We start from the raw sequence: 22609 nt of genomic DNA on the forward strand, positions 1-22609 counted from the left end.
GGAGTCCACCATGGGCAGCACTGAAGCGCTGGTCTTCGACGCGATCCGCACCCCGCGCGGCAAGGGCAAGAGCAACGGCTCGCTCCACGCGACGAAGCCGGTCGACCTCGTGGTCGGCCTGATGCACGAGACGCTCGGCCGCAACCCGCAGCTCGATCCCAACGCGATCGACGACGTCGTCCTCGGCTGCGTCTCGCCGGTCGGCGACCAGGGCGCCGACATCGCCAAGACCGCCGCCCTCAAGGCCGGCCTGCCGAACACCGTCGCCGGCGTCCAGCTCAACCGCTTCTGCGCCTCCGGCCTCGAGGCCGTCAACACCGCCGCCCAGAAGGTCGCCTCCGGCCTCGGCGACGACCTGATCCTCGCCGGCGGCGTCGAGTCGATGTCGCGCGTGCCGATGGGCTCCGACGGCGGCGCCTGGGCGATGGACCCGGAGACGAACTACGACACGTACTTCATCCCCCAGGGGATCGGCGCCGACCTGATCGCCACCCTCGAGGGCTTCACGCGCGAGGACGTCGATGCCTTCGCCGTCCGCTCGCAGGAGCGCGCCGCCGCCGCCGAGGAGGCCGGCTACTTCGCCGACTCGGTCGTCGCGGTCAAGGACCTCAACGACCAGGTCGTGCTCGACAAGGACGAGTTCATCCGCCGCGGCACCACCGTCGAGGGCCTCGGCAAGCTGAAGCCGTCGTTCGCGGCGATGGGCGAGATGGGCGGCTTCGACGACGTCGCCCTCCAGAAGTACCACTGGGTCGAGAAGATCGACCACGTCCACCACGCCGGCAACAGCTCGGGCATCGTCGACGGCGCCTCGCTGCTGGCGATCGGCAACCCCGAGGCCGGCGAGCGCAACGGGCTGAAGCCGCGCGCCCGGATCCTCGCCACCGCCGTCTCCGGCGCCGACCCGACGATCATGCTGACCGCCCCCGGCCCGGCCTCGAAGAAGGCGCTGGCCAAGGCCGGCCTCAAGGCCTCCGACCTCGACCTGGTCGAGATCAACGAGGCCTTCGCCGCCGTCGCCATGCGGCTGATCAAGGACCTCGACATCGATCCCGAGATCACCAACGTCAACGGCGGCGCGATCGCCATGGGCCACCCGCTCGGCGCGACCGGCGGCATGATCCTCGGCACCCTGATCGACGAGCTCCACCGCCGCGGCAAGAAGTACGGCCTCGCCACGCTCTGCGTCGGCGGCGGCATGGGCATCGCGACCGTCGTCGAGGCGATCTGAGCCCCGCTCGGAACGCGCACGAACCGAGAGGAACCGGATGAGCTTCACGAACACCATCCGCTGGGAGCAGCTGGACGGCGGCATCGTCAACCTGGTGCTGGACGACCCCAACCAGTCGGCCAACACCATGAACGCCGACTACGCGGCGTCGATGCACGCGGCCGTCGAGCGGCTCGTGGCCGAGAAGGACCAGATCACCGGCGTGATCATCACCTCGGCGAAGAAGACCTTCTTCGCCGGTGGCGACCTCAACGACCTGATCCAGGCGACCCCGGCCGACGCGCCGGCGATCGCCGAGAACCTGGAGCAGATCAAGGGCGACCTGCGTGCCCTCGAGACGCTCGGCAAGCCGGTCGTCGCCGCGATCAACGGCGCCGCCCTCGGCGGTGGCCTGGAGATCGCCCTCGCGACCCACCACCGGGTCGTCGTCGACGATCCGAAGATCCAGATCGGGCTTCCCGAGGTCAGCCTCGGCCTGCTCCCGGGCGGCGGCGGCGTCACCCGCATCACGCGCATGCTGGGCATCGCCAGCGGCCTGATGAACGTCCTCCTCCAGGGCCAGCGCCACCGCCCCGGCAAGGCGCTCGAGCTGGGGATCGTCAGCGAGCTGGTCGCCAGTCCCGACGACCTGCTGCCGGCGGCGAAGAAGTTCATCGCCGAGAACCCGGAGGCGGTCCAGCCCTGGGACGTCAAGGGCTACAAGATCCCGGGCGGCACCCCGGCGGTGCCGAAGTTCGCGATGAACCTGCCCGCCTTCCCGGCCAACCTGCGCAAGCAGCTCAAGGGCGCCAACATGCCGGCGCCGAAGGCGATCATGTCGGCCGCGGTCGAGGGCTCGCAGGTCGACTTCGACAACGCCTCGAAGATCGAGGGCCGCTACTTCGTCGACCTCGTCACCGGCCAGGTGTCGAAGAACATGACGCAGGCCTTCTTCTTCGACCTCCAGGTGGTCAACGGCTCGCGCGGGCGCGCCAAGGACCGCGAGCCGTGGAAGTCGCAGAAGGCCGTGGTGCTCGGCGCGGGCATGATGGGCGCCGCGATCGCCTACGTCTGCGCCAAGGCCGGGATCGAGGTCGTGCTGAAGGACGTCTCGCAGGAGGCGGCCGATCGCGGCAAGGGCTACTCCCAGAAGCTGGTCGAGAAGGGCGTCTCGCGCGGCAAGGTCACCCAGGAGAAGGGCGACGCGCTGCTGGCCCGGATCCACCCGACCGACAAGCCCGAGGACGCCCAGGACGCCGACCTCGTGATCGAGGCCGTCTTCGAGGATCCGAAGGTCAAGGCCCAGGTCTTCGCCGAGATCGAGCCGTTCCTGAAGCCGGACGCCGTGCTCGGCTCGAACACCTCGACGCTGCCGATCACCGGCCTCGCCGAGGGCGTCAGCCGGCCGGAGGACTTCATCGGCCTGCACTTCTTCAGCCCGGTCGACAAGATGCCGCTGCTGGAGATCATCAAGGGCGAGAAGACCGGCGACGAGGTGCTCTCGAAGTCGCTCGACCTGGCGAAGCAGATCGGCAAGACCCCGATCGTCGTCAACGACAGCCGCGGGTTCTTCACCAGCCGCGTGATCGGCACCTTCGTCAACGAGGGCATCGGCATGCTGGCCGAGGGGATCCCGGCCTCCACGATCGAGCACGCCTCCTCGAAGGCCGGCTACCCGGCTCCCGTGCTCCAGCTCACCGACGAGCTGAACATGGAGCTGATGGTGAAGATCCGCAAGGCGACCGCCGAGGCCCTCCAGGCCGAGGGCAAGGCCGTCCCGGAGATCGCCGCCTTCGGCGTGATCGACAAGATGATCGAGGCCGGTCGCCCCGGCCGCCTGCGCGGCGCCGGCTTCTACGAGTACGCCGACGGCAAGCGGGTCGGGCTCTGGAAGGACCTGGCCGCGACCTTCGGCTCGCAGGCGCCCGCGCCGGAGACCGACCCGGCGACGGTGCCGCTCGACGACCTGGTCGAGCGGATGCTGTTCGCCGAGGCGATCGAGACGGTCAAGTGCCTCGACGAGGGCGTGCTGGAGACGGTCTCCGACGCCAACATCGGCTCGATCTTCGGGATCGGGTTCCCGGCCTGGACCGGTGGCGTCCTGCAGTACATCAACGGCTACCAGCCGCCGAGCGCGTCCGGTGGCGCGGACGAGACGACCGGCCCCGCCGGCTTCGTCGCCCGCGCCCGTGAGCTGGCCGCCAAGTACGGCGAGCGGTTCGAGCCGCCGGCCTCGCTGGTCGCCAAGGCCGAGGCGGGCGAGACCTACAGCGACAAGGCGCTGGCCGCCGCCTAGCGCCCGGCCGCGAACGGCAGGCGGGCCCGGCTCCCGGACGGCGCGATCGGCGCGGTCCGGGAGCCGGGCCCGCGGTCGTTCCGGGGCCGCCGCGTGGGCGCGCGCGTGCGTCGTTGGTCGACGCCGTGCGCCCCTCGGCGCGGCTCGCCCTAGACTGTGCCGATCGTGCGGAGGGAGACGGCGTGCGCGTGAGGATCCTGGGCAAGTCGCCCGCCTGGCAGGACGTCGACGGCGCCTGCAGCGGCTACCTCGTCGAGGAGGGCGACTTCCGGCTGCTGCTCGAGTGCGGCAACGGGGTCTTCGGCAAGCTGCGCGCGCACATCGACTACACGTCGCTCGACGCGTGCGTGGTCTCGCACTGCCACGCCGACCACACCCTCGACCTGGTGCCCTACAGCTACGCGCTGGTCTTCGCCCCGCGCCAGCAGCCGGTGCCCGTGCCGCCCTGGCCCGGCACCGACCACCCGGCGCGGCCGGCGCTGCACCTGCCCCCCGGCGGCACCAAGGTGATGCGGACGGTGATGACGGCCTGGGGGATGCCCGACCTGGTCGAGCGGGCCTTCGCGACCAGCGAGTACGACCCCGACGGGGTGCTCGAGCTGGGCCCGTTCCGGCTCCGCTTCGGCGAGGTCCCGCACTTCCTCCCCGCCTACGCGATCGAGATCACCTCGACCGTCACCGGCGGCCGCTTCGTCTACGGCTCCGACTGCGCGCCGAACGACGAGCTGGTCGAGTTCGCCCACGGCGCCGACCTGTTCTTCGTCGAGGCGACGCTGCCGCGGCCCGAGCGCTCGGGACCACGCGGCCACCTGACCGCCGAGGAGGCCGGCGACCACGCCCGTCGGGCGGCGGTCAAGCGGGCGGTGCTGATCCACATCTCCGACGAGGAGAACCGCGACGTCGCGCTCCAGCGCGCGACCGAGGCGGCGGGCGGCGTGGCGGTCGACATGGCGCACGCCGACGCCCTCTACGAGCTGTAGCCGCCGCCCGGCGGTAGATTCCGCGGCATGCGTTCCCGGGAGGGCGACCTGTTCGCCAACTTCGAGCGGATGCGTCGCGAGATGGACGAGCTGTTCGGCGGGGTGCTGGACCGCGGGCTGCTCGGGCGCGTGCGCCGCGTCGGCTTCGAGCCGGCCGTCGACGTCTTCTACGAGACGCCGACCGAGGGCGATCGCGCCGGCGAGCCGCGCGCGGTCGTCCACGCCGACCTGGCGGGGGTCGACATCGACCACGTCGGGCTCGAGATCCGCGGCCGCGAGCTGGTGCTGGCCGGGGCCCGCGCCCCGGTCGAGGCCGAGGGCCGGGCCTACCAGCAGGTCGAGATCGGCACCGGGCCCTTCCGGCGGGTGATCCAGCTCGGCGCCGACGTCGTCGCCGACGAGGCCCGGGCCACCTACCGCGACGGGATCCTGCGGGTCGAGCTGCCGCTGATGCGCCCGCGCGAGGCCCGTCGCAGCGTGCCGATCGAGGTCGACGACGAGGGCGCGGCGTGATCGAGATCGTGGCCGACTCCGCCCCGGCCCAGGAGGTCGAGGTCGGCGGTCCGGGGGCGACGCCGGTGACCGGCGCGCTGCCGGTGCTGCCGCTGCGCGACACCGTGCCGGTCCCCGACACGATGATCCCGCTGGCGATCGGCCAGGAGCGCTCGATCAAGCTGGTCGACGACGTGCTCGCGGGCGACCGCCGGCTGGTGCTCGTCGCCTCGCGCGATCCCGACGTCGACACCCCCGGCCCCGACCAGCTCTACGCGGTCGGCGTGGTCGGCCAGGTGGCGCGGATGCTGAAGGTCCCCGACGGCACGCTGCGGCTGCTCGTCCAGGGCGCCCAGCGGGTCCGGATCCACGACTACGAGCAGACCGAGCCGTACCTGGTCGCGCACACCGAGGACGCCCCCGACGAGGGCGTCTCCGACCCGCCGACGGCCGAGCTGACCGCGCTCCAGCGCAACGTCCAGGAGACCTTCTCGCGGATCGTCGAGGCGGTCCCCTACCTGCCCGAGGAGCTGCAGCTGGCGGTCGCCAACATCGACGACCCGATCGCGCTCAGCCACCTGATCGCCGGCTCGCTGCGGCTGGCGTCGAGCGAGAAGCAGCAGCTGCTGGAGGAGACCGACCTCGGCACCCGCCTGCGGCACCTGGTCGAGATCCTGGCCCGCGAGCTCGAGGTGATCTCGATCGGCTCGCAGATCCAGTCCCAGGTCCAGTCGGAGCTGGAGAAGGGCCAGCGCGAGTACGTCCTCCGCCAGCAGCTGAAGGCGATCCAGGAGGAGCTGGGGGAGAGCGACCCGCAGGAGGCCGAGGTCGCCGACCTGCGCGAGCAGCTCGACGCGCTCGACCTGCCCGAGCCGGTCGCGGTCCAGGCCGACCGCGAGCTGCGGCGGCTGGAGTCGATCCCGCAGGCGTCGGCCGAGCACGGGGTGATCCGCACCTACCTGGAGTGGATCGTCTCGCTGCCCTGGAACGACCGCACGATCGACGACCTCGACCTGCCGCACGCGCGCTCGGTGCTCGACGAGGACCACTTCGGGCTCGACAAGGTCAAGGAGCGGATCCTCGAGTTCCTGGCCGTCCGCCAGTTGAAGCCGGACGCGCGCGGGTCGATCCTCTGCTTCGTCGGGCCGCCCGGCGTCGGCAAGACCTCGCTCGGCAAGTCGATCGCCCGCGCGATGGGCCGCAACTTCGAGCGGATCTCGGCCGGCGGCGTCCGCGACGAGGCCGAGATCCGCGGTCACCGCCGGACCTACATCGGCGCGATGCCGGGCACGATCATCCGCGCGCTGCGCGACGCCGGGTCGAGCAACCCGCTGCTGATGATCGACGAGATCGACAAGATGGGCTCCGACTACCGCGGGGACCCGTCGAGCGCGATGCTCGAGGTGCTCGACCCGGAGCAGAACGCGACCTTCCGCGACCACTACCTGGACGTCCCGTTCGACCTCTCGCGGGTGATGTTCATCACCACCGCGAACACGCTCGACACCGTCCCGGGCCCGCTGCGCGACCGGATGGAGGTGATCCAGCTCGCCGGTTACACGGCCCAGGAGAAGCTGGAGATCGCCAAGCGCTACCTGGTCCCGCGGCAGCTCGACCGCCACGGCCTGCGGCGCAGCTGGGTCAGCTTCGGCGACCCGGCGCTGCGGACCCTGATCGACGACTACACGCGCGAGGCCGGCGTCCGCAACCTGGAGCGCGAGATCGGCCGCGTGGTCCGCAAGATCGCGCGCGAGATCGTCGAGGCCGGCGAGGGCGAGGGCACGAAGCCGAAGGCCAAGAAGGGCAAGGCGAAGGCGAAGGCCCCGGTCCAGCGGCGGACGACCGTCTCACGGGCGCGGGTCGAGGAGCTGCTCGGCCGGCCGCCCTTCCACCAGGAGCTGCGCAAGCGCACCAGCCGCCCGGGGGTCGCGACCGGCCTGGCCTGGACGCCGGTCGGCGGCGACGTGCTCTTCGTCGAGGCGGCGGCGATGCCCGGCAAGGGCCGGCTGACCACCACCGGCCAGCTCGGCGACGTGATGACCGAGTCGGTCCGCGCCGCCCTCACCTGGGTCCGCGGGCACCTCGACCTGGTGGCGCCCGACCTGCCCGAGGACTGGTTCGCCGAGCACGACCTGCACGTCCACGTGCCGGCCGGGGCGACGCCGAAGGACGGGCCGTCGGCCGGGATCACGATCGCGACCGCGCTCAGCTCGCTGCTCTCCGGGCGCGAGGTCCGGGCCGACGTGGCGATGACCGGCGAGATCACCCTCACCGGCGAGGTGCTGCCGATCGGCGGGCTGAAGGAGAAGGCGCTCGCCGCCCAGCGCAACGGGGTCGCGCGGGTGATCGCCCCGCGCGAGAACGAGCGCGACGCCGAGGACGTGCCCGAGGCATTGCGTTCGCGGATCGCGTTTACGTGGGTCGATCGCGTGGAAGAGGTGCTGACGACCGCGCTCGCCCCCGCCCCCCGCCGACGAGGCTCGGGGTCGCGGGGCGCGCGATAGGCTCGTCGAGTACGGCGAACGGACCTGGCCCGCGGCCCGCGGGCCGATTCCGACGACTCCGAGACGGAGGACCATGGCGCGCAACAAGAAGCAGCTGAAGAAGCAGGCGAAGAAGGCCAGCAAGCAGGCGCGGAAGGCCGGCAAGCAGGTGGCCGCCCGCGAGGAGGCCGTCCGCAACCTGCTGGAGAACCAGGACCTGCACGAGGACCTGCGTCAGCTGGCGGAGGCGGCGAAGAACGCCTACGCCCGCGTCGCCGGCAACCCGCAGGCGCTGTTGCAGGACAAGAAGGTCCACAGCGAGCTGCGCAATGCCTCTGGCGCGCTGCTGGACGCGAAGGCGGCCCTCAAGGGCAAGCCGACCAAGGCGAAGAAGAAGCGCGGCGGGTTCCTCGGCCTGCTGCTGCTCGGCGCCGGCGGCGCGGCCGCGGCGATCGTCGCCGTGCCCTCGCTGCGGTCGAAGGCGCTCGACGTCGTCTTCGGTCCCGAGGAGGAGCTGGACTACTCGGTCGGCGCCACGGCTCCGGCGGCCGCGTCCCAGAACGGGACCGGCGCGGCGGCCACCACCGCCACGACCAACAGCTGATCGTCGGCGGACCGGGCGCCACGCGCGCCCGGTCCGCTGGACGAAACCCCGGTTGGCCAGCCAGCCAGCTATCCTGAAGGCGTGTCAGAGGACGCGACCAAGGCGCTGGCCACCGACAAGGCGATGCGGATCGTCGACGCGATGCGCAGCAGCGTCTCGCGCCGCGGCGTCGCCGGCTCGACGTTCGACCACGTCGCCCGCGAGGCCGGGGTCTCGCGCGGGCTCCTCCACTACTACTTCGGCTCGAAGGAGCGGCTGCTCGTCGAGGTCGCCAAGCGCGACTCCGAGGTCCGGCTGCAGGCGCTGTCCGAGGAGCTGGCGCGGGCCACCAGCGCCGAGGACCTGGGCCTGCTGTGGGTGCGGTCGCTCTACGCCACCGTCCGCCACGAGCCGGCGTTCGTCTCGCTGCTGCTGGAGCTCTACACGCTGGCCCAGCGGATGCCGGAGATCGCCGAGGAGCTGTCGTCGATGACGCAGGCGATGACCGACGCCTTCGCCGAGCGGCTGCGGACGATGGCCGACGACGGCCGGATCGCGCTGCGGGCCGAGCCCGAGGTCGCCGCCGACATCGTGATCGGTTTCGGCCACGGGCTGGCGCTGCGCTTCCTCTCCAACCCCGAGGCCGACATGGAGCCGGTGGTCGAGGCCGCCAAGCGTGCCGTCGGGGCGCTGGTCCGCAACGGGCCCAACGCCTAGCGGCGGGGGCGAACGTCACATGCCCCGGCTCCGCCGCCGGGGCGTGTGACGAAGACCCACGGTGGCGGTGGCCGACGTCACATGGTCCGGGATGGCGGCGCGGCGTGTGACGTTGACCCCCGCGCCCGCTCAGGCCGGGCGGCGGGCGACGCCGAGCGCCAGCGGCGAGATCGGCACCGGCGCCCAGCCGGGCGCGCCCTGGATGTCGCGGTGCTCGACCCGCTCGAAGCCGGCGCGGGCGATCGCCGAGACGGTGTCGCGGTGGGTGTGGCAGCCGCCGAAGGCGCGCGGCCAGAAGGTCGCGTCGACCGCCTTCTGGAGCCCGCCGAGCCAGCCATCGGTGGCCACGTGCTCGTAGTAGCGCAGCTCGCCGCCGGGCCGCAGCGCCGAGTAGGCCGCGGCCAGCGAGCCGGGCACGTCGTCGACCGAGCAGAGCACGAGCGTGCAGACGACCGCGTCGTAGGGACCGGCGGCCTCGGCCGGCAGCGCCTCGAAGGTCCCGTCGAGGACCCGGATGCGGGTGCCGGGCCGCTCGGTCTCGCGCGCGGCGGCGGCGACCGCGGCCTCCTCGCGCAGCAGCCGGTCGGGCTCGACCGCGACGACTTCGCTGACGGTCTCGGGATAGTGGGGGAAGTTCGACCCGGTCCCGGCCCCGACCTCGAGCACCCGGCCCGTCAGGCCCTCCAGCAACTCGCCGCGGGCGCGGGCGACGTCGCGCGGCTCGTGGCGCATCGCCCACGACCAGAGGCGCGAGAACAGCGGGTGCTCGACGGTCGGCATCGTCGAACCGTAGCGGCGGGCGAACCGGCGGGGGATGGGACGGGCGCCCCGAGAACCAGCGCCCGCCGGTGCGCGGCCCTCGGCGGTCGCCCGGCGGGCGGCTAGGCTGCGCGCGGAGCCGGCGGGGGCCGGCCGGGGTCGACTCGAGGGGCGCGCGATGCGGGCGAGGACGTGGGGCGGGCCGGCGGTCGCCGTGGGCCTGGTGCTGGCGGGCTGCGGCGGGGACGACGGGCCGACGAAGGCCGAGTACGTGCGCGAGGCGAACGCGATCTGCAAGAGGGCCGACGCCGCGTCGCAGCGGACCGCGCGCGAGCGGATCGCCCGGCTCGGCGGCTCGCCGACCCGCGAACAGCTGGTCGCGCTGGTCCGCGAGGTCGCGCTGCCGAGCATCGAGGGGCAGCTGCGTGACCTGCGCGCGCTCGACCGGCCGAAGGACGACGCCGACGCGGTGGCGGAGATCTACGACGCGCTCGACGGCGAGATCGCCAAGGTCCGCGCCGATCCGGCGCTGGCCGTCGCCGGCAACCCCTTCGCCGGTTCCAGCGCCAAGGCCCACGCCTACGGGCTCGACGCCTGCGGGCGCACCCAGTAGACCTTCCGAGAGACAGCGATGTGCGCGATCCGCTACAACTCTCCCACGAGAGCGAGGGGGAATCGTGGGGGGAACGGGGGGATCGAGGGTCGCGGCGCTGGTCGCCGCGACGCTGCTGGCGCTGGCGGTGGGCGGCTGCGCCGAGCAGTCGCCGTCGCGGTCGACGACGGCGGCGGACGGGGCCACGGCGGACGAGCCAGCGGCGGTCGAGCGCGGGCGTCCACGGCGCGCCCGGCCGCGTCCGCGCGTCCGCTACGTCGCCTGCGACGCGAACATCCGCGTCCGGCGGCGGACGACCTCGTGCGGCTTCGCCCAGAACGCCTTCTTCGCCTACTGGCGGGCCCGCGACGGCGGCGACGACCGGGACGAGATCGAGGTCTACAGCCCGGTCACCGGCCGCTCCTCGTGGCTGACCTGTCGCGAGGCGACGACGACCGTCTCCTGCCGCGGGGCCGGCCGCGTCGGCGTCCGCTTCCCGGTCGCGGCGCTCGACGTCTACGACGGCGAGCAAGCGGCCGCCTACTGCGCCAGTCACGCGACCGGCCCCGCCGGCCCGGGCAGCGGCTGCGAGGGCCTGGTCGCGGAGGAGCCGGAGCCGCCGCTCGACGAGGCGGGGCTGGGGGAGGGCGGCGACGGCTGCGACCCGAACTACGAGGGCGCCTGCCTCGACCCCGGCGCCTACGACTACGACTGCGCGGGCGGCTCGGGCGACGGGCCGGAGTACACCGGCACCGTCACCGTCGCCGGCGACGACCCGTTCGGGCTCGACCGCGACGGCGACGGGATCGGCTGCGAGTGAGCCCCGCCGGCCCTCACTCGCCCTTCGGCGAGACCCAGCGCTCGGCCAGCCGGCCGGCGAACAGCGACGGCAGGTCGTCGATCGCCACCCGCACCTGCTCCAGCGAGTCGCGGTCGCGAACGGTCACCGTCCGGTCCTCGAGCGACTGGTGGTCGACGGTCACGCACCACGGGGTGCCGATCTCGTCCTGGCGGCGGTAGCGCTTGCCGATCGCGCCTGCCTCGTCGTAGTCGGTCTGGCCGACCCGGCGGAGGCTGTCGCGGATCTGCTGGGCCAGCTCCGGCTGGCCGTCCTTCTTGACCAGCGGGAAGACGGCGACCTTGACCGGCGCCAGCCGCGGGTGCAGGCGCAGGACGGTCCGCACGTCGCCGCCCTCGAGCGTCTCCTCGTCGTAGGCGTCGACGAGGAAGGCCAGCGTCGCGCGGTCGCAGCCGGCGGCCGGCTCGATCACGTGCGGGACGTAGCGCTCGCCCGAGGTCTCGTCGAAGACCTCGATCTTCGTCTTCGCCCCGGCGGCGTGGGCGCTGAGGTCGTAGTCGCCGCGGTCGGCGACGCCCTCCAGCTCCGACCAGCCGATCGGGAACAGGTACTCGACGTCGGCCGTGCGCGAGCTGTAGTGGCTGAGCTCATCGTCCTCGTGCGGCCGCAGCCGCAGGTGCGAGGGCCGCACGCCCAGCTCGGTGTACCAGTCGAAGCGGGCCTGCTTCCAGTGCTCGTACCACTCGGTCGAATCGGCCGGCGGGACGAAGAACTCCATCTCCATCTGCTCGAACTCGAGGGTCCGGAAGATGAAGTTGCCGGGCGTGATCTCGTTGCGGAACGACTTGCCGATCTGGGCGATCCCGAACGGCGGCTTCTTGCGGCTGATCGCCAGCACCTGCTTGAAGTCGACGAAGATCCCCTGGGCCGTCTCCGGACGCAGGTAGACCGTCGACGCGGTGTCCTCGACCGTCCCGATCTGGGTCTTGAACATCAGGTTGAACTCGCGCGGCTCCGACAGCTCGCCGCCGCAGGTCGGGCAGCGGACCAGGGCCGGGTCCTCGCCGGCCTCGACGGCCGCCTCCTGCAGGTGGTCCAGCCGGTAGCGCTTCTTGCACTTGCCCAGGCACTGGACCAGCGGGTCGCTGAACCCGGCCAGGTGGCCCGACGACTGCCAGACCCGCGGGTGCTGGATGATCGCCGAGTCGAGCGCGACGATGTCGTCGCGATCCTGCAGCATCGCCCGCCACCACTCGGCCTTGACGTTGTTCTTCAGCAGGACGCCGTAGTGACCGTAGTCGTAGGTGTTGGCGATCCCGCCGTAGATCTCCGAGGCGGGGAACACGAAGCCGCGCCGCTTGCAGAGGGCGACGATCTTGTCCATGGTCACGACGTCGGAGGCCATGGGCGGGAGCGTAGTGCCTGGCGCGCCTCGACCTCGTCCCGCGCGGACGGCCGGCCGGGCCGCGGCGGCCGGGCCGTCGGGCGCGATCGTTTCCGGAACCGCCCTACTGGTCGGTAGGGTATGGCCATGCCCGGACGCCGCTCCGCCGATCCCGCGCCCCCGCCGGCGCTCGACCCCCGCGGCCGCTTCGAGCGCCGCGCGCTCGGCGCCCTGCGCGCGACCGGCGGTCCCGGCCGGGTCCGGATCGGCCGCCCGGTGCGGGTCGACGACCAGGTGCTCGACCCGGCCACCCAGGCAATGCTCGAGCTGCGGCGGCGGATGCGCTACCCCTCCTGGCACGAGCAGACCGTCGCCGCCGCCCGCGACACGATCCGCCACGAGGCGCTGGTCGCCGCCGGCCGGCCGATGCGGGTGGCCGCGGCCGAGGCGCTGAGGGTCGACGGCGCCGCCGGCCCGCTCGACGCGCGGCTCTACCGGCCCGGCGGGATCCGCAACCCGGCCGGCACCTGGCAGCCGGTCGCCGAGCGGCCGCCGCTGATCGTCTTCCTCCACGGCGGCGGCTTCGTGCTCGGCGACCTCGACTCGCACGACGCGCTCTGCCGGCTGCTCTGCCGGCGGATGGGCGCCGTCGTGCTGGCCGTCGCCTACCGGCTGGCGCCGGAGCACCCGTGGCCGGCCGCGCCCGACGACGCACTCGCCGCCTGGCGCTGGGCGGTCGCCCACGCCGCCGAGCTGGGGGCGGACCCGGACCGGATCGGCGTCGCCGGCGACAGCGCCGGCGGCAACCTGTCGGCGATCGTCGCCCAGCAGAGCACCCGCGCGGGCGAGCCGTCGCCGGCGCTCCAGCTGCTCTTCTACCCGACCGTCGACTGGGCCGGCGAGTACGGCTCGCGCGAGCGGTTCGCGACCGGCTTCTACCTGGAGCGGGAGTCGATGGAGTGGTGTGAGCACCACTACCTGGGCGGCGACGGCACGGGCGTCGACCTGACCGATCCGCGGCTCTCGCCGCTGCGCGCCGACGACCTCTCGGGGCTGCCGCCGGCGGTGATCGCGACCGCCGGCTTCGACCCGCTGCGGGACGAGGGCGAGGCCTACGCGGCGGCCCTGCGAGCGGCCGGGACGCCGGTCGTGGTGCGGCGGATGCCGGACCTGATCCACGGCTTCGCCAATACGCTCGGCGTCGGTCGCCGCTCGCGCGAGGCGACGATCGAGGTGGCCGCGCTGGGACGCGGCCTGCTCGAGGTGCAGCCCGGCCGGTCGCGCCCCGCGGAAGCCTGATCGAGCGTCGGTTTTGGCACTCTCCCCGGAAGAGTGCCAAACGCTCGCGGGCGTCCTATACTCCGTGGTCCGATGCCCATCTACGAGTACCGCCGCCCCGATGGGACCACCTTCGAGGTCCTGCAGAAGTTCACGGACGACGCGCTGACGCACGATCCCGAGAGCGGCGAGCCGGTCCAGCGGGTGCTGAGCGCCCCGGCGATCCACTTCAAGGGCAAGGGCTTCCACAACACCGACTACGGGACCAAGAAGCGCCCGGTCGGCGACGCGGGTGGCGGCTCGTCCGACGGTGGCGGCTCGTCGTCCTCCTCGTCCGACAGCGGCTCGTCGTCGTCGAGCGGCGACGGCGGCAGCTCCTCCTCGTCGAGCGACAGCTCCTCGTCGTCCTCGTCGAGCGGCAGCACCACGGCGGCGTCCTCCTCCTCGGGGTCGTCGGGGTCGGGCTCCAGCTCCTCGAGCGACTAGCCGGGCGGCGCGGGCGCGATGCCGATCTACGAGTACCGCCGCCCCGACGGGACCACCTTCGAGGTCCTGCAGAAGTTCTCCGACGACGCGCTGACCCACGACCCGGAGACGGGCGAGCCGGTCCAGCGGGTCCTGCACGCCCCGGCCGTCCACTTCAAGGGCTCGGGCTTCTACAGCAACGACGTCGGGACGGTCAAGGGCAACCGCGAGCTGGAGCGCGCGGCCGAGGCCGGCGCCGACGCCCACGACGCGAAGATGCGGGCCCAGCGCGCCGACCGCGACAAGGCGAAGGCGGCCGGCGAGCGCAAGCAGGCCGAGCAGGCGCGCGCGCGGGCCGCGGCGAAGGTGCGGGGCGAGGCGCCCCCGAAGCCGAAGCCGAAGGCGCCGTAGCCCGCCGCTACTTGTCGAACTTGCGGCGCGCCCGGTCGACGTCGGACTGGTTGACGATCAGCCCCTGACCGCCGTCCGGCAGCGTCTGGACGCCGGACGGCTTGAGCACCGCCGACGAACCGCCGCCGGGCAGGAACTGGCCGATCGCCACGCCCAGCAGCGAGAAGCCGGACATGTCGGTCTTGACCGCCTGCGGGGCCTTCCAGGCGATCATCGGCAGCCGCAGGAATCCGGCCGGCGAGAGCACCCGCTTCTTCATCGCCGAGAGGATCTGCTGCTGGCGCTGGGCGCGGTTGATGTCGTCCTGGCCGGCGTCGCAGGTGTTCTTGCGGACGCGGGCCAGGGCCAGCGCCTGGCGGCCGGTCAGGTGGTAGCTGCGGCCCTTGCGGAGCCGGAACGAGGTGCCGCCGAAGTAGCGGCCGGTGCCCGAGGTGACGCCCGCGCGGCCGTCCTTGCCGCTGCCGCCGCTGACCACCGCGGTCAGGCAGCTCTTGGGCGAGAAGCTGATGCCGCCCATCGCGTCGATCAGCCCCGGGAAGTTCTGGAAGTCCATCTCGGCGATGTGGTTGACATCGATCCCCGTCAGGCCCTCGACCGCGCGGACGGTGCCGCGGGCGCCGTCGAAGGCGTAGGCGGCGTTGATCTTCGCCTGGCCGTGGCCGGGCAGGGTCACGATCGTGTCGCGCGGCACCGAGAGCTTGGCGTTGGCGAAGCCGCCGGTCCGCATCAGCATGATCGTGTCGGTGCGGGCCGTCCCGCCCTCGCTGCCGGGCTCCTTCGAGCCCTTCGGCCGCTGGTCGGTGCCGATCACCAGCACGTTGGTGGGCGTGAACGGCGCCCCGCCGCCGCCGAGCACCTCGTCGACGTTGCCGCCCTCCTGGTGGATCTGGGCCGAGATCAGGAACAGCACCATCGACAGCAGCACCCAGCCGACCGCCGCGCAGGCGACCCCGCGCAGGATCCGGACCGGCAGCGAGCGCTGGCGGCCGCGGCGGCGCGGGCGGCGGGGCCCGCCCGGCTCGTCCGGCTGGTGCTCGTCGCCGCGCTGGCGGCCGAAGCGGCGCCGCGCCTCGTAGACCGTGTAGGGGACGCCGCCATCCGGCTCGCGGGCGGGATCGGGGCCGGCGCTCTCGCGCGGCCGGCGGCCGCGGGTGCCGTAGACCGTGTAGGCCGGGCGCTCGGAGCCGCCGTCGCCGGGTTCGCCGCCGGACCCGCCGGGACGGGGCGGGCGCGGGCGGCGGGGGCCGTTGGGTCGCCGCTCGTCGGCGTCGTCCGGGTCCGGCATCACGGGGTATGGTGCCGCGCGTGCCGGCAGGCTGCGTCATCGGTGTCGATCTGGGCGGGACGAAGCTCCTCGCGGGTCTGGTCGACGAGCGGCTGCGGGTGCTGCGGCGGGCCTACCGGTTGGCGCCCCGCTCGGACGATCCCGAGGAGCTGCTGGCGCTGGTCGCCGACGAGGTCCGCGAGCTGCTGGAGACGGCCGATGCGCCGGTCACCGCGGTCGGGGTCGGGATCCCCTCGCTGGTCGACCGGCGACGCGGCGTGGCGGTCTCGACCGTCCACCAGCCGCTCGACGGGGTGCCGGTCCGCGACGAGCTGCAGGATCGCCTGCAGCTGCCGGTGGCGCTCGACAACGACGGCAACTGCGCGATGCTCGCCGAGTGGCGGGCGGGCGCGGCCCAGGGCTGCGACGACGCGGTCCTGCTGACGATCGGGACCGGGATCGGCAGCGGCGTGGTCGCCGCCGGCAACCTGCTGCGCGGCGCGACGGGGGCGGCGACCGAGCTGGGCCACATGGTGGTCGACTTCGACGGTCCGCTCTGCCAGGGCAACTGCACCAACCGCGGCTGCCTCGAGGCGCTGGCCTCGGGCAGCGCGCTCGGGCGCGAGGGCCAGCGGCTGGCCGGGCAGCGGCCGGGCTCGCTGCTGGCGCGGATGGCCGCCGAGGGCACCCAGATCACCGGCCAGCACGTGACCGAGGCGGCCCGCGACGGCGACCGCGCCGCCCGCGAGGCGCTGCAGCGGGTCGGGACGCTGCTCGGGGTCGGGATCGCCAACGCGATGAACATCTTCAACCCCGAGCTGGTGCTGATCGGCGGCGGGGTCTCGGCCGCCGGCGAGCTGCTGCTGGCGCCGGCCCGCGACGAGGCCCGGCGGCGGGCGCGGCCGCCCTCCAACGGCGCCCGCGTCGAGCCGGCCCGGTTCGGGGCCGAGGCGGGGATGATCGGCGGCGCCGTGCTCGCCCGCGAGGAGCTGGCGTGAGCGCGGCGGGCGGGCGGCTGGTGGTCTGCGCGACCCCGATCGGGAACCTGGAGGACGTCACCCCGCGGGTGCTGGCCGCGCTCCGCGACGCCGCGGTGGTGGCCTGCGAGGACACGCGCCACACGCGGGTGCTGCTGCAGCGGCACGCGATCGCGACCGCGACGGTCAGCCTCCACGAGCACAACGAGGCGGCCCGCGGCGCCGAGCTGCTGGAGCGCGTCCGGGCGGGTCAGGTCGTGGCCGTGGTCAGCGACGCCGGGATGCCGGTGGTCAGCGATCCCGGCGGACGGCTGGTGGCCGCGGCCCGCGACGCCGGGCTGCCGGTCGAGGTGCTGCCGGGGGCCAGCGCCCCGGTGGTGGCGGTGGCGGCGGCCGGGATCGCCGCCGAGCGCTGGCGGTTCGTCGGCTTCCTGCCGCGGCGGACGGGGGAGACGCTGGAGCTGCTGCGCGATCCCGACGCGACGGTCGCCTTTGAGTCGCCGCGGCGGCTGGCGGCGACCCTGCGGGCGATCGCCGACGAGGATCCGCAGCGGGTCGTGGCCGTCTGCCGCGAGCTGACCAAGCTCCACGAGGAGGTCGTCCGCGGGCCGGCCGCCGAGGTCGCCGCGCGCTTCGCCGACGGGACCAAGGGCGAGGTGACGCTGGTCGTGGCCGGGGTCGCGGCGGCGGTCGACGAACAGCGGGCGATCGATGCCGCCCGCCGGCTGGTCGCCGACGGCGCCCGGCCGCGGACCGCGGCGCGGGTGGTGGCCGAGCTGACCGGCGCCGGCGCCAACGACCTCTACCGGGCGCTGCACGAGCGCGACGACGGGTAGACCTCGGAGGTTCGGGGGCGGGTCCCGATTGCCGGGCCGGGCGGCGGGCGGTGGGGTGGGGGAGTCCGAACCACGATCCCCGAGGTGCCCACGATGGCTCGTCGCAAGCTCACCGCGTTCCTGATCACCGCTGGCGTCGCCGCCGCCGGCCTGGCCGGTCCCGCCAGCCCCGCGTCGGCGACCCCGCCCTACGGCAAGCTCTGCGAGACGAGCCAGCTGTACCAGGACTACTACCTGGACCGCTACATCGGCGCGACCTCGCAGAGCGATAGCGCCTACTGGCTGCAGGCCTACCGCAACGAGCGGAACTGGTTCAACACCTACTGCAACTTCTGAGCGGGCTCCGGGGGCGGCGCCGGGGCTTCCCGGCCGTCGCCCCCGACGGTCGTCCAGCGCCGGGGCGCGTACGGCGGACGCGGCGGTAGGATCGGCGGGCGTCGTCGTTCCGTCCCCCCGGAGGCTCCCGCCGTGGTCCGTCGCCTGCTCGTCCCGATCCTGCTCGCCCTGGCCGCGCTGCCCGCCGCGGCCGCATCAGCCTCGACGATCGTCTACCAGTGCGGGGCCGGCGTCTGCGCGGTCGACCCCGACACCACCGCCGCGCCGCGGCAGCTGGCCGCCGCCGGGCGCGTGGCCGGGATCACCCGCGACGGGACCCGCGCCGCCTGGGTCGCGCCGAGCCCGTCGGCGATCGTGCTGGCCCCGGTCGCCGGTGGGACGCCGAGCCCGCTCTTCACCGGTGAGATCTACGACTACCCGACGATCTCGCCGAGCGGGACCAAGGCGCTCTGGTCGTGGTGGTACGGCGGCTACGGGTGGTACACCTACGAGTACTCCGGCCCGACCAGCGGCTACCCGCCGTCGATCGGCTCCTCGACCTACCAGACCAGCCACGGCTGGCTGGGCGAGAAGCCGCTGGTCGTCCGCCGCGGCCACGACGGGTCGCGGTCGAAGATCTGCGATGCCGCGGCGAACGGCGCCGCCTGCACCGACGCCCAGGCGATCGCGACCGAGGCCGACGTCTCGTCGCAGATCGCGTTCCCGGACGGCGCGCCCGACGGCCAGACGATCGTGGCGATCCGCGGTCCGGCACCGTCCGCCTACGGGATCCCGGTCGCGGGCACGGTCGCGCTCTACTCGACCGTCACCCACCTGCGGATCCGGGACCTGACGCCGGGCGCGACCGGCGACACCCATCCGGTCTTCTCGGCCGACGGCAGCCGGGTCGCCTTCGAGCGGGACGGCGGGATCTGGGTCGTCGACGTCGCCGGCGGGACGCCGCGGCGCGTGGCCAGCGGCTCGACGCCCTTCTGGGGCGGCCCGCGGACCACGCCGGGCGGCCCCGCCGATCCCGGTCCGGGCGGTCCGGGGACCCCTGGCGGTCCGGGCACGCCGGGCGGGCCGGGCACCCCCGGCTCGCCGACCACGCCGACGCCGACCGCGCCGAAGGTGGCGCTGGTCGGCCGGCCGCGGCTGGGCGACCTCCGCCGCGGGCGACTGCGGGTCCGCGTGACCGCCGCCACCGCCGGTCGCGCCCGGCTGACGCTGACGGTCACCCGCAGCGTGGCCCGGCGGCTCGGGCTCGGGCGCCGCACGACCCTCGCCAGCGCCAGCGCGACGGCCCGCGCCGGCCGCGCGGTGACGGTCCGGCTGCGGCCCTCGTCGCGGGTCGCCAAGCGGCTGGCCCGCGTCCGCAGCCTCCGCGCCAGCCTGCGGACGACGGTCACGGCGAGCGGCGGCCGGCCGCAGGCGCGGACGACGACGGTCCGCCTCCGCCGCTGACCCGCAGGTTCGACAGCGACCGGCACCGTGCGCGACACTGCCGGTGACGCCATGACCGCGACCCGCACCGACGCCTCCGCCCCGCCCACGCGGCGGATGCGGTCCGACGCCCGCCGCAACCGCGAGCGGCTGCTGCGGGCGGCCCGCGACACCTTCGCGGAGCAGGGCGTCGACGGCTCGCTGGAGGAGGTCGCCCGCCGCGCCGGGGTCGGCGTCGGCACGCTCTACCGCCACTTCCCGGCCCGCGACGACCTGATCGAGGCGCTGCTGCACGAGCGGTTCGAGCGCACGATCGCCCACGCCGCCAGCCTTCGCGAGGGCGGCGACCCGTGGGCCGCGGTCGAGGCCTACCTGCGCGACGTGCTCTCCGACGCCGCCACCTTCCGCGGCGTCGCCGCCAGCATCAAGGCCACGATGCACGACGCCAGCACGCCGCTCGGGACCGTCTGCGCGCTCTCGCGGCAGGGCTGGTGGACGCTGCTGGAGTGGGCCCGGGCCGAGGGCGTCGTGCGGCCGGAGGTCGACGCCGACGACGTGCTGCGGGTGGTCTACGGGATCGCCTGGGCGGCCGACCAGCGGCGGGCCCGCGGTCCCGAGAGCGATCCCCGGATCGAGCCGATGCTGCGGATCGTGCTCCAGGGACTGCGGTCGTTAGAGTCGGCCGCGGAACTTCGGGGGCGGCTCCGGATTGTCGGCGGTCGGTCGATCGGGTTCGATCGACCGGTCCCTGCTCTCCGCCGAAAGGCCCCTTCGATGACCCTCCGCCTCAAGCGCTCGATGCTCGCCGCGGTCGCCCTGCTCGCGATCGCGCCCGCCGCGGCGTCCGCCTACCCCGACGGTCCCGGCCGCGTCGCCTGCCAGCAGGCCCAGCGCGCGATCAACAACGCCGAGCGACACCTGGAGCGGGAGTCCGATCCGGCCGAGATCGCCTTCTGGAACGCCGTGCTGTTCACGAACCTGAACTACCGCAACACCTACTGCAACTTCTGAGCTAGAGCGCGTCGGTCAGCTCGCCGAGCCGGTCGGTCAACCGCAGGTTCTCGCGGTAGTCGACCGGGCAGGCGATCACCGTCACGCCGTCCGAGGCCAGCCCCTCGCGGAGCGCCGGCAGCAGCTCGTCGGCGGCGCCGATCCGGATCCCGCGGCCGCCGAAGCTCTCGGTGAAGGCGACCACGTCCGGGTTGCCGAAGCGGACCGAGGAGGAGCGCCCCAGCTCCAGCTCCATCTTCCACTCGATCAGGCCGTAGCCGTTGTCCTCCCAGACCAGCACGCAGAGCGGGATCCGCTCGCGGACCGCGGTCTCCAGCTCCTGGGCGTGCATCAGGAAGGCACCGTCGCCGGTCGCGGCGAGGACCTTCGCCTGCGGCCGCGCGAGCTTCGCCCCGATCGCCCCCGGCAGCGAGAAGCCCATCGTCGAGAGGCCGTTGGAGAGCAGGCAGGTGTTGGCCGCGTAGGTCGGGTAGAGCCGCGCCATCCACATCTTCACCGCGCCGGTGTCGGCCAGCACGACGTCCTCGCGGTCGAGCGCCGCGCGGGTGTCGGCGACGACCCGCTGCGGGGCCAGCGGGAAGCGGTCGTCGGCGCGGCCGCGCTCCAGCTCCTCGGCCAGCATCTGCGACGCGCGGCAGCCGTCGGGGGCGGCGAGACCGGCACCGTCGCCGGGGCGCTCGCCGTCGAGCGCGTCGAGCAGCAGCGTCAGCGAGCGGGCGATCGACCCGTGCAGCCCGACCGTGACCGGGTAGTGGACGTCGACCTCGGCCGGGAAGCGGTGGACGTGGACGATCGTCGCGTCGCCGTCGGGGTTGATCTTGACCGGGTCGAACTCCTGCAGCTCGTAGCCGACGGCCAGGATCACGTCGGCCTCGTCGAAGCCGAAGTTGACGTAGTCGTGGCGCATGAAGCCGACCGCGCCGAGCCCCAGCGGGTGGTCGTCGGGGAAGACGCCCTTGCCGTGGAAGGTCGACGCGACCGGGATCCCCGTCCGCTCGGCGAAGCGCAGCAGCTCGGCCTGGGCGCCCTCGCGGGCGGCGCCGTGGCCGGCCAGCAGGATCGGCTTGCGGGCCGTCCGCAGGACCTCGATCGCGCGCTCGACCTGGGCGTCGGTCGGCTCGTTCGGCCGCACGCGGTCGATCGGCAGCGGCGCCAGCGCGTCGGGCACCTCGGCGCCCTCGATGTCCTCGGGGATCGCCAGGTAGACCGCGCCCGGCCGCTCGGTCTGGGCGGTCTTGAACGCCTTGCGGACGATCTCCGGCAGCGACTCCGGGGTCGGGACCAGCGCCGACCACTTGGTGATCGGGGCGAACATCGGCACCAGGTCGACGCTCTGGTGCGACTCCTTGTACGAGCGGTCGCGCCCGACCTGGGCCGAGATCGCCACCAGCGGCGTGCTGTTGGTGGTCGCGTCGGCGACCCCGAGCTGGAGGTTGATCGCGCCCGGTCCGAGCGTCGCCGAGCAGACCGCGGCCCGCTGCGTCAGGCGGCCGTAGATCTCCGCCATGAACGACGCCGCCTGCTCGTGCCGGACCAGCACGTAGCGGATCGGCGAGTCGCGGAGCGCGTCGACGAAGTGGATGTTCTCCTCGCCGGGGATCCCGAAGACGTACTCGACCCCCTCGCGTTCGAGGCAGCGGACGAGCAGCTGAGCGGCGGTGGTCGGCACGGGGGCGAGGCTCCGGGACGGGGGAACGGGGTCCGGACTGACGCTATCCGGTGGCGGGTCCGCGCCGGTCCGGCGGGGCGAATCGCGTGCCCGATCGGCGCCCGCTCGCACCGGCTTCGCACCAACTTCGTGCCAATTCGGCGACATCGGCCACGGGGCCCTCGCGGCGGCCTAGCGTCGCGCCCGTGCTCGACTCGCCGCCCGCCCTCGTCCGCCCCGTTCCCGGCCCCGTCGCGATCCCGTACCGCTACCGCCGGCGCACTCCGTTCGCCCCCGGCCAGCGGCGCGTGCTGCGGCTGGCCGCCGGTCGCGGTCAGCCGCTGCGGGCGCCCTGCGCCGGCGTCGTCCGCTTCGCCGGCCGGACCCCGCGCGGGCCGACGGTCGCGCTCCGCTGCGGTGGCTGGACGGTGACGCTCGGCGGCGTCCGCGCGGACGGCCGGGCCCGCAGCGGCCGGACGGTCGCCGGAACGGTGCTCGGTCGCGCGACCGGTCCGGTGGTGGCGCTCGGCGTGCGCCCGGCCGGCGACCGCTTCGGCTACGTCGACCCGGCGCCGCTGCTGCGCGGCCGGCCGCCGCTGCGGCGGTTCGCGCCGGTCGGGCCGGCACCGCGGTCGCGGCCGCCGGGGACCATCCCGGGGCGCGTCC

Annotated in this window: 21 protein-coding genes and 1 pseudogene; 18 read left to right on the forward strand and 4 right to left on the reverse strand. The window is 74.1% G+C overall.

Translation table 11 applies throughout. From position 1 onward, the window contains the following. The first annotated feature begins 10 nt into the window (after positions 1 to 10). The 7 genes from SH587_RS22480 to SH587_RS22510 all read left to right on the forward strand — a co-directional run bounded on the left by SH587_RS22480 (position 11) and on the right by SH587_RS22510 (position 8761). Positions 11 to 1231 carry an acetyl-CoA C-acetyltransferase gene (locus SH587_RS22480; RefSeq protein ID WP_320672900.1) on the forward strand — a complete coding sequence of 407 codons (1221 nt, stop codon included), beginning with the start codon at positions 11 to 13 and terminating at the stop codon, positions 1229 to 1231. A 37-nt stretch (positions 1232 to 1268) separates the two neighbouring features. Beyond that, positions 1269 to 3506 carry a 3-hydroxyacyl-CoA dehydrogenase NAD-binding domain-containing protein gene (locus SH587_RS22485; protein WP_320672901.1) on the forward strand — a complete coding sequence of 746 codons (2238 nt, stop codon included), beginning with the start codon at positions 1269 to 1271 and terminating at the stop codon, positions 3504 to 3506. A gap of 182 nt (positions 3507 to 3688) precedes the next feature. Then, entirely contained in the window at positions 3689 to 4486 is a 798-nt protein-coding gene (locus tag SH587_RS22490; RefSeq protein ID WP_320672902.1) for an MBL fold metallo-hydrolase, read from the forward strand. A gap of 27 nt (positions 4487 to 4513) precedes the next feature. After that, positions 4514 to 4999, forward strand: coding sequence for an Hsp20/alpha crystallin family protein (locus SH587_RS22495; RefSeq protein WP_320672903.1), 486 nt, complete (start codon positions 4514 to 4516; stop codon positions 4997 to 4999). Further along, positions 4996 to 7482: an endopeptidase La gene (lon, locus tag SH587_RS22500; RefSeq protein ID WP_320672904.1), complete on the forward strand. Its 2487-nt coding sequence runs from the start codon at positions 4996 to 4998 to the stop codon at positions 7480 to 7482. Before SH587_RS22495 ends, lon begins: the two co-directional genes overlap by 4 nt. A 73-nt stretch (positions 7483 to 7555) precedes the next feature. Continuing rightward, positions 7556 to 8065 carry a hypothetical protein gene (locus tag SH587_RS22505; RefSeq protein ID WP_320672905.1) on the forward strand — a complete coding sequence of 170 codons (510 nt, stop codon included), beginning with the start codon at positions 7556 to 7558 and terminating at the stop codon, positions 8063 to 8065. Between the two features lie 81 nt (positions 8066 to 8146). Further along, positions 8147 to 8761: a TetR/AcrR family transcriptional regulator gene (locus SH587_RS22510; protein WP_320672906.1), complete on the forward strand. Its 615-nt coding sequence runs from the start codon at positions 8147 to 8149 to the stop codon at positions 8759 to 8761. A gap of 129 nt (positions 8762 to 8890) precedes the next feature. Here SH587_RS22510 and SH587_RS22515 read toward each other — a convergent pair whose 3' ends face one another. Continuing rightward, positions 8891 to 9541, reverse strand: a complete 651-nt coding sequence (locus tag SH587_RS22515) for a class I SAM-dependent methyltransferase (RefSeq protein WP_320672907.1) — start codon at positions 9539 to 9541, stop codon at positions 8891 to 8893. Between the two features lie 157 nt (positions 9542 to 9698). Between SH587_RS22515 and SH587_RS22520 the strand changes: the two genes are divergently transcribed. Both SH587_RS22520 and SH587_RS22525 read left to right on the forward strand, forming a co-directional pair. After that, positions 9699 to 10133 (forward strand): hypothetical protein, encoded by a 435-nt coding sequence (locus tag SH587_RS22520; RefSeq protein ID WP_320672908.1) that lies wholly within the window; start codon positions 9699 to 9701, stop codon positions 10131 to 10133. A gap of 64 nt (positions 10134 to 10197) precedes the next feature. After that, the gene (locus SH587_RS22525; protein WP_320672909.1) at positions 10198 to 10932 is read left to right on the forward strand and encodes a hypothetical protein; all 735 of its coding nucleotides are present in this window, start codon (positions 10198 to 10200) and stop codon (positions 10930 to 10932) included. 13 nt (positions 10933 to 10945) lie between these two features. Here SH587_RS22525 and SH587_RS22530 read toward each other — a convergent pair whose 3' ends face one another. Next, a complete protein-coding gene (locus tag SH587_RS22530) occupies positions 10946 to 12316 on the reverse strand; it encodes a glycine--tRNA ligase (protein ID WP_320672910.1) in 1371 nt (456 codons plus the stop codon). A gap of 126 nt (positions 12317 to 12442) precedes the next feature. Between SH587_RS22530 and SH587_RS22535 the strand changes: the two genes are divergently transcribed. The 3 genes from SH587_RS22535 (at position 12443) to SH587_RS22545 (ending at position 14449) form a co-directional block, all read left to right on the forward strand. Beyond that, positions 12443 to 13594 (forward strand): alpha/beta hydrolase, encoded by a 1152-nt coding sequence (locus SH587_RS22535; RefSeq protein ID WP_320672911.1) that lies wholly within the window; start codon positions 12443 to 12445, stop codon positions 13592 to 13594. A gap of 72 nt (positions 13595 to 13666) precedes the next feature. Continuing rightward, entirely contained in the window at positions 13667 to 14059 is a 393-nt protein-coding gene (locus SH587_RS22540) for an FmdB family zinc ribbon protein (RefSeq protein WP_320672912.1), read from the forward strand. Between the two features lie 18 nt (positions 14060 to 14077). After that, positions 14078 to 14449, forward strand: a complete 372-nt coding sequence (locus tag SH587_RS22545; protein WP_320672913.1) for an FmdB family zinc ribbon protein — start codon at positions 14078 to 14080, stop codon at positions 14447 to 14449. Positions 14450 to 14456: 7 nt separating this feature from the next. Here the strand turns inward: SH587_RS22545 and SH587_RS22550 are convergent, their stop codons facing one another. Beyond that, entirely contained in the window at positions 14457 to 15734 is a 1278-nt protein-coding gene (locus SH587_RS22550; RefSeq protein WP_320672914.1) for an LCP family protein, read from the reverse strand. A gap of 20 nt (positions 15735 to 15754) precedes the next feature. Between SH587_RS22550 and SH587_RS22555 the strand changes: the two genes are divergently transcribed. The 5 genes from SH587_RS22555 (at position 15755) to SH587_RS22575 (ending at position 20295) form a co-directional block, all read left to right on the forward strand. Next, a complete protein-coding gene (locus SH587_RS22555) occupies positions 15755 to 16711 on the forward strand; it encodes an ROK family protein (protein WP_320672915.1) in 957 nt (318 codons plus the stop codon). Continuing rightward, positions 16708 to 17526: a 16S rRNA (cytidine(1402)-2'-O)-methyltransferase gene (gene rsmI / locus SH587_RS22560; RefSeq protein WP_320672916.1), complete on the forward strand. Its 819-nt coding sequence runs from the start codon at positions 16708 to 16710 to the stop codon at positions 17524 to 17526. The genes SH587_RS22555 and rsmI overlap by 4 nt, the downstream gene beginning before the upstream one ends. Positions 17527 to 17619: 93 nt before the next feature. Then, on the forward strand, positions 17620 to 17862 hold the full coding sequence (locus SH587_RS22565) for a hypothetical protein (protein WP_320672917.1): 243 nt from the start codon (positions 17620 to 17622) through the stop codon (positions 17860 to 17862). 132 nt (positions 17863 to 17994) lie between these two features. Continuing rightward, complete coding sequence (locus SH587_RS22570) at positions 17995 to 19305, forward strand: TolB family protein (protein ID WP_320672918.1); 1311 nt, start codon at positions 17995 to 17997, stop codon at positions 19303 to 19305. 51 nt (positions 19306 to 19356) lie between these two features. Next, positions 19357 to 20295, forward strand: coding sequence for a TetR/AcrR family transcriptional regulator (locus SH587_RS22575; RefSeq protein ID WP_320672919.1), 939 nt, complete (start codon positions 19357 to 19359; stop codon positions 20293 to 20295). A gap of 1 nt (position 20296) precedes the next feature. Here SH587_RS22575 and SH587_RS22580 read toward each other — a convergent pair whose 3' ends face one another. Then, the gene (locus SH587_RS22580) at positions 20297 to 22111 is read right to left on the reverse strand and encodes an acetolactate synthase large subunit (RefSeq protein WP_375341805.1); all 1815 of its coding nucleotides are present in this window, start codon (positions 22109 to 22111) and stop codon (positions 20297 to 20299) included. A 38-nt stretch (positions 22112 to 22149) separates the two neighbouring features. Between SH587_RS22580 and SH587_RS22585 the strand changes: the two are divergent. Next, a pseudogene (locus SH587_RS22585) lies at positions 22150 to 22609 on the forward strand (hypothetical protein); the annotation flags it as partial.

It is taken from the genome of Patulibacter defluvii (genome assembly GCF_034096925.1).
Classification (GTDB): Bacteria; Actinomycetota; Thermoleophilia; order Solirubrobacterales; family Solirubrobacteraceae; genus Patulibacter; species Patulibacter defluvii.

Excerpts from the sequence above, each read along its gene's own strand:
- SH587_RS22480 (WP_320672900.1), top strand. The coding sequence starts at position 11 with ATGGGCAGCACTGAAGCGCTGGTCTTCGACGCGATCCGCACCCCGCGC.
- SH587_RS22485 (WP_320672901.1), top strand. The coding sequence starts at position 1,269 with ATGAGCTTCACGAACACCATCCGCTGGGAGCAGCTGGACGGCGGCATC.
- SH587_RS22495 (WP_320672903.1), top strand. The coding sequence starts at position 4,514 with ATGCGTTCCCGGGAGGGCGACCTGTTCGCCAACTTCGAGCGGATGCGT.
- SH587_RS22505 (WP_320672905.1), top strand. The coding sequence starts at position 7,556 with ATGGCGCGCAACAAGAAGCAGCTGAAGAAGCAGGCGAAGAAGGCCAGC.
- SH587_RS22515 (WP_320672907.1), bottom strand. The coding sequence starts at position 9,541 with ATGCCGACCGTCGAGCACCCGCTGTTCTCGCGCCTCTGGTCGTGGGCG.
- SH587_RS22520 (WP_320672908.1), top strand. The coding sequence starts at position 9,699 with ATGCGGGCGAGGACGTGGGGCGGGCCGGCGGTCGCCGTGGGCCTGGTG.
- SH587_RS22530 (WP_320672910.1), bottom strand. The coding sequence starts at position 12,316 with ATGGCCTCCGACGTCGTGACCATGGACAAGATCGTCGCCCTCTGCAAG.
- SH587_RS22535 (WP_320672911.1), top strand. The coding sequence starts at position 12,443 with ATGCCCGGACGCCGCTCCGCCGATCCCGCGCCCCCGCCGGCGCTCGAC.
- SH587_RS22540 (WP_320672912.1), top strand. The coding sequence starts at position 13,667 with ATGCCCATCTACGAGTACCGCCGCCCCGATGGGACCACCTTCGAGGTC.
- SH587_RS22545 (WP_320672913.1), top strand. The coding sequence starts at position 14,078 with ATGCCGATCTACGAGTACCGCCGCCCCGACGGGACCACCTTCGAGGTC.
- SH587_RS22550 (WP_320672914.1), bottom strand. The coding sequence starts at position 15,734 with ATGCCGGACCCGGACGACGCCGACGAGCGGCGACCCAACGGCCCCCGC.
- SH587_RS22565 (WP_320672917.1), top strand. The coding sequence starts at position 17,620 with ATGGCTCGTCGCAAGCTCACCGCGTTCCTGATCACCGCTGGCGTCGCC.
- SH587_RS22575 (WP_320672919.1), top strand. The coding sequence starts at position 19,357 with ATGACCGCGACCCGCACCGACGCCTCCGCCCCGCCCACGCGGCGGATG.
- SH587_RS22580 (WP_375341805.1), bottom strand. The coding sequence starts at position 22,111 with ATGTCGCCGAATTGGCACGAAGTTGGTGCGAAGCCGGTGCGAGCGGGC.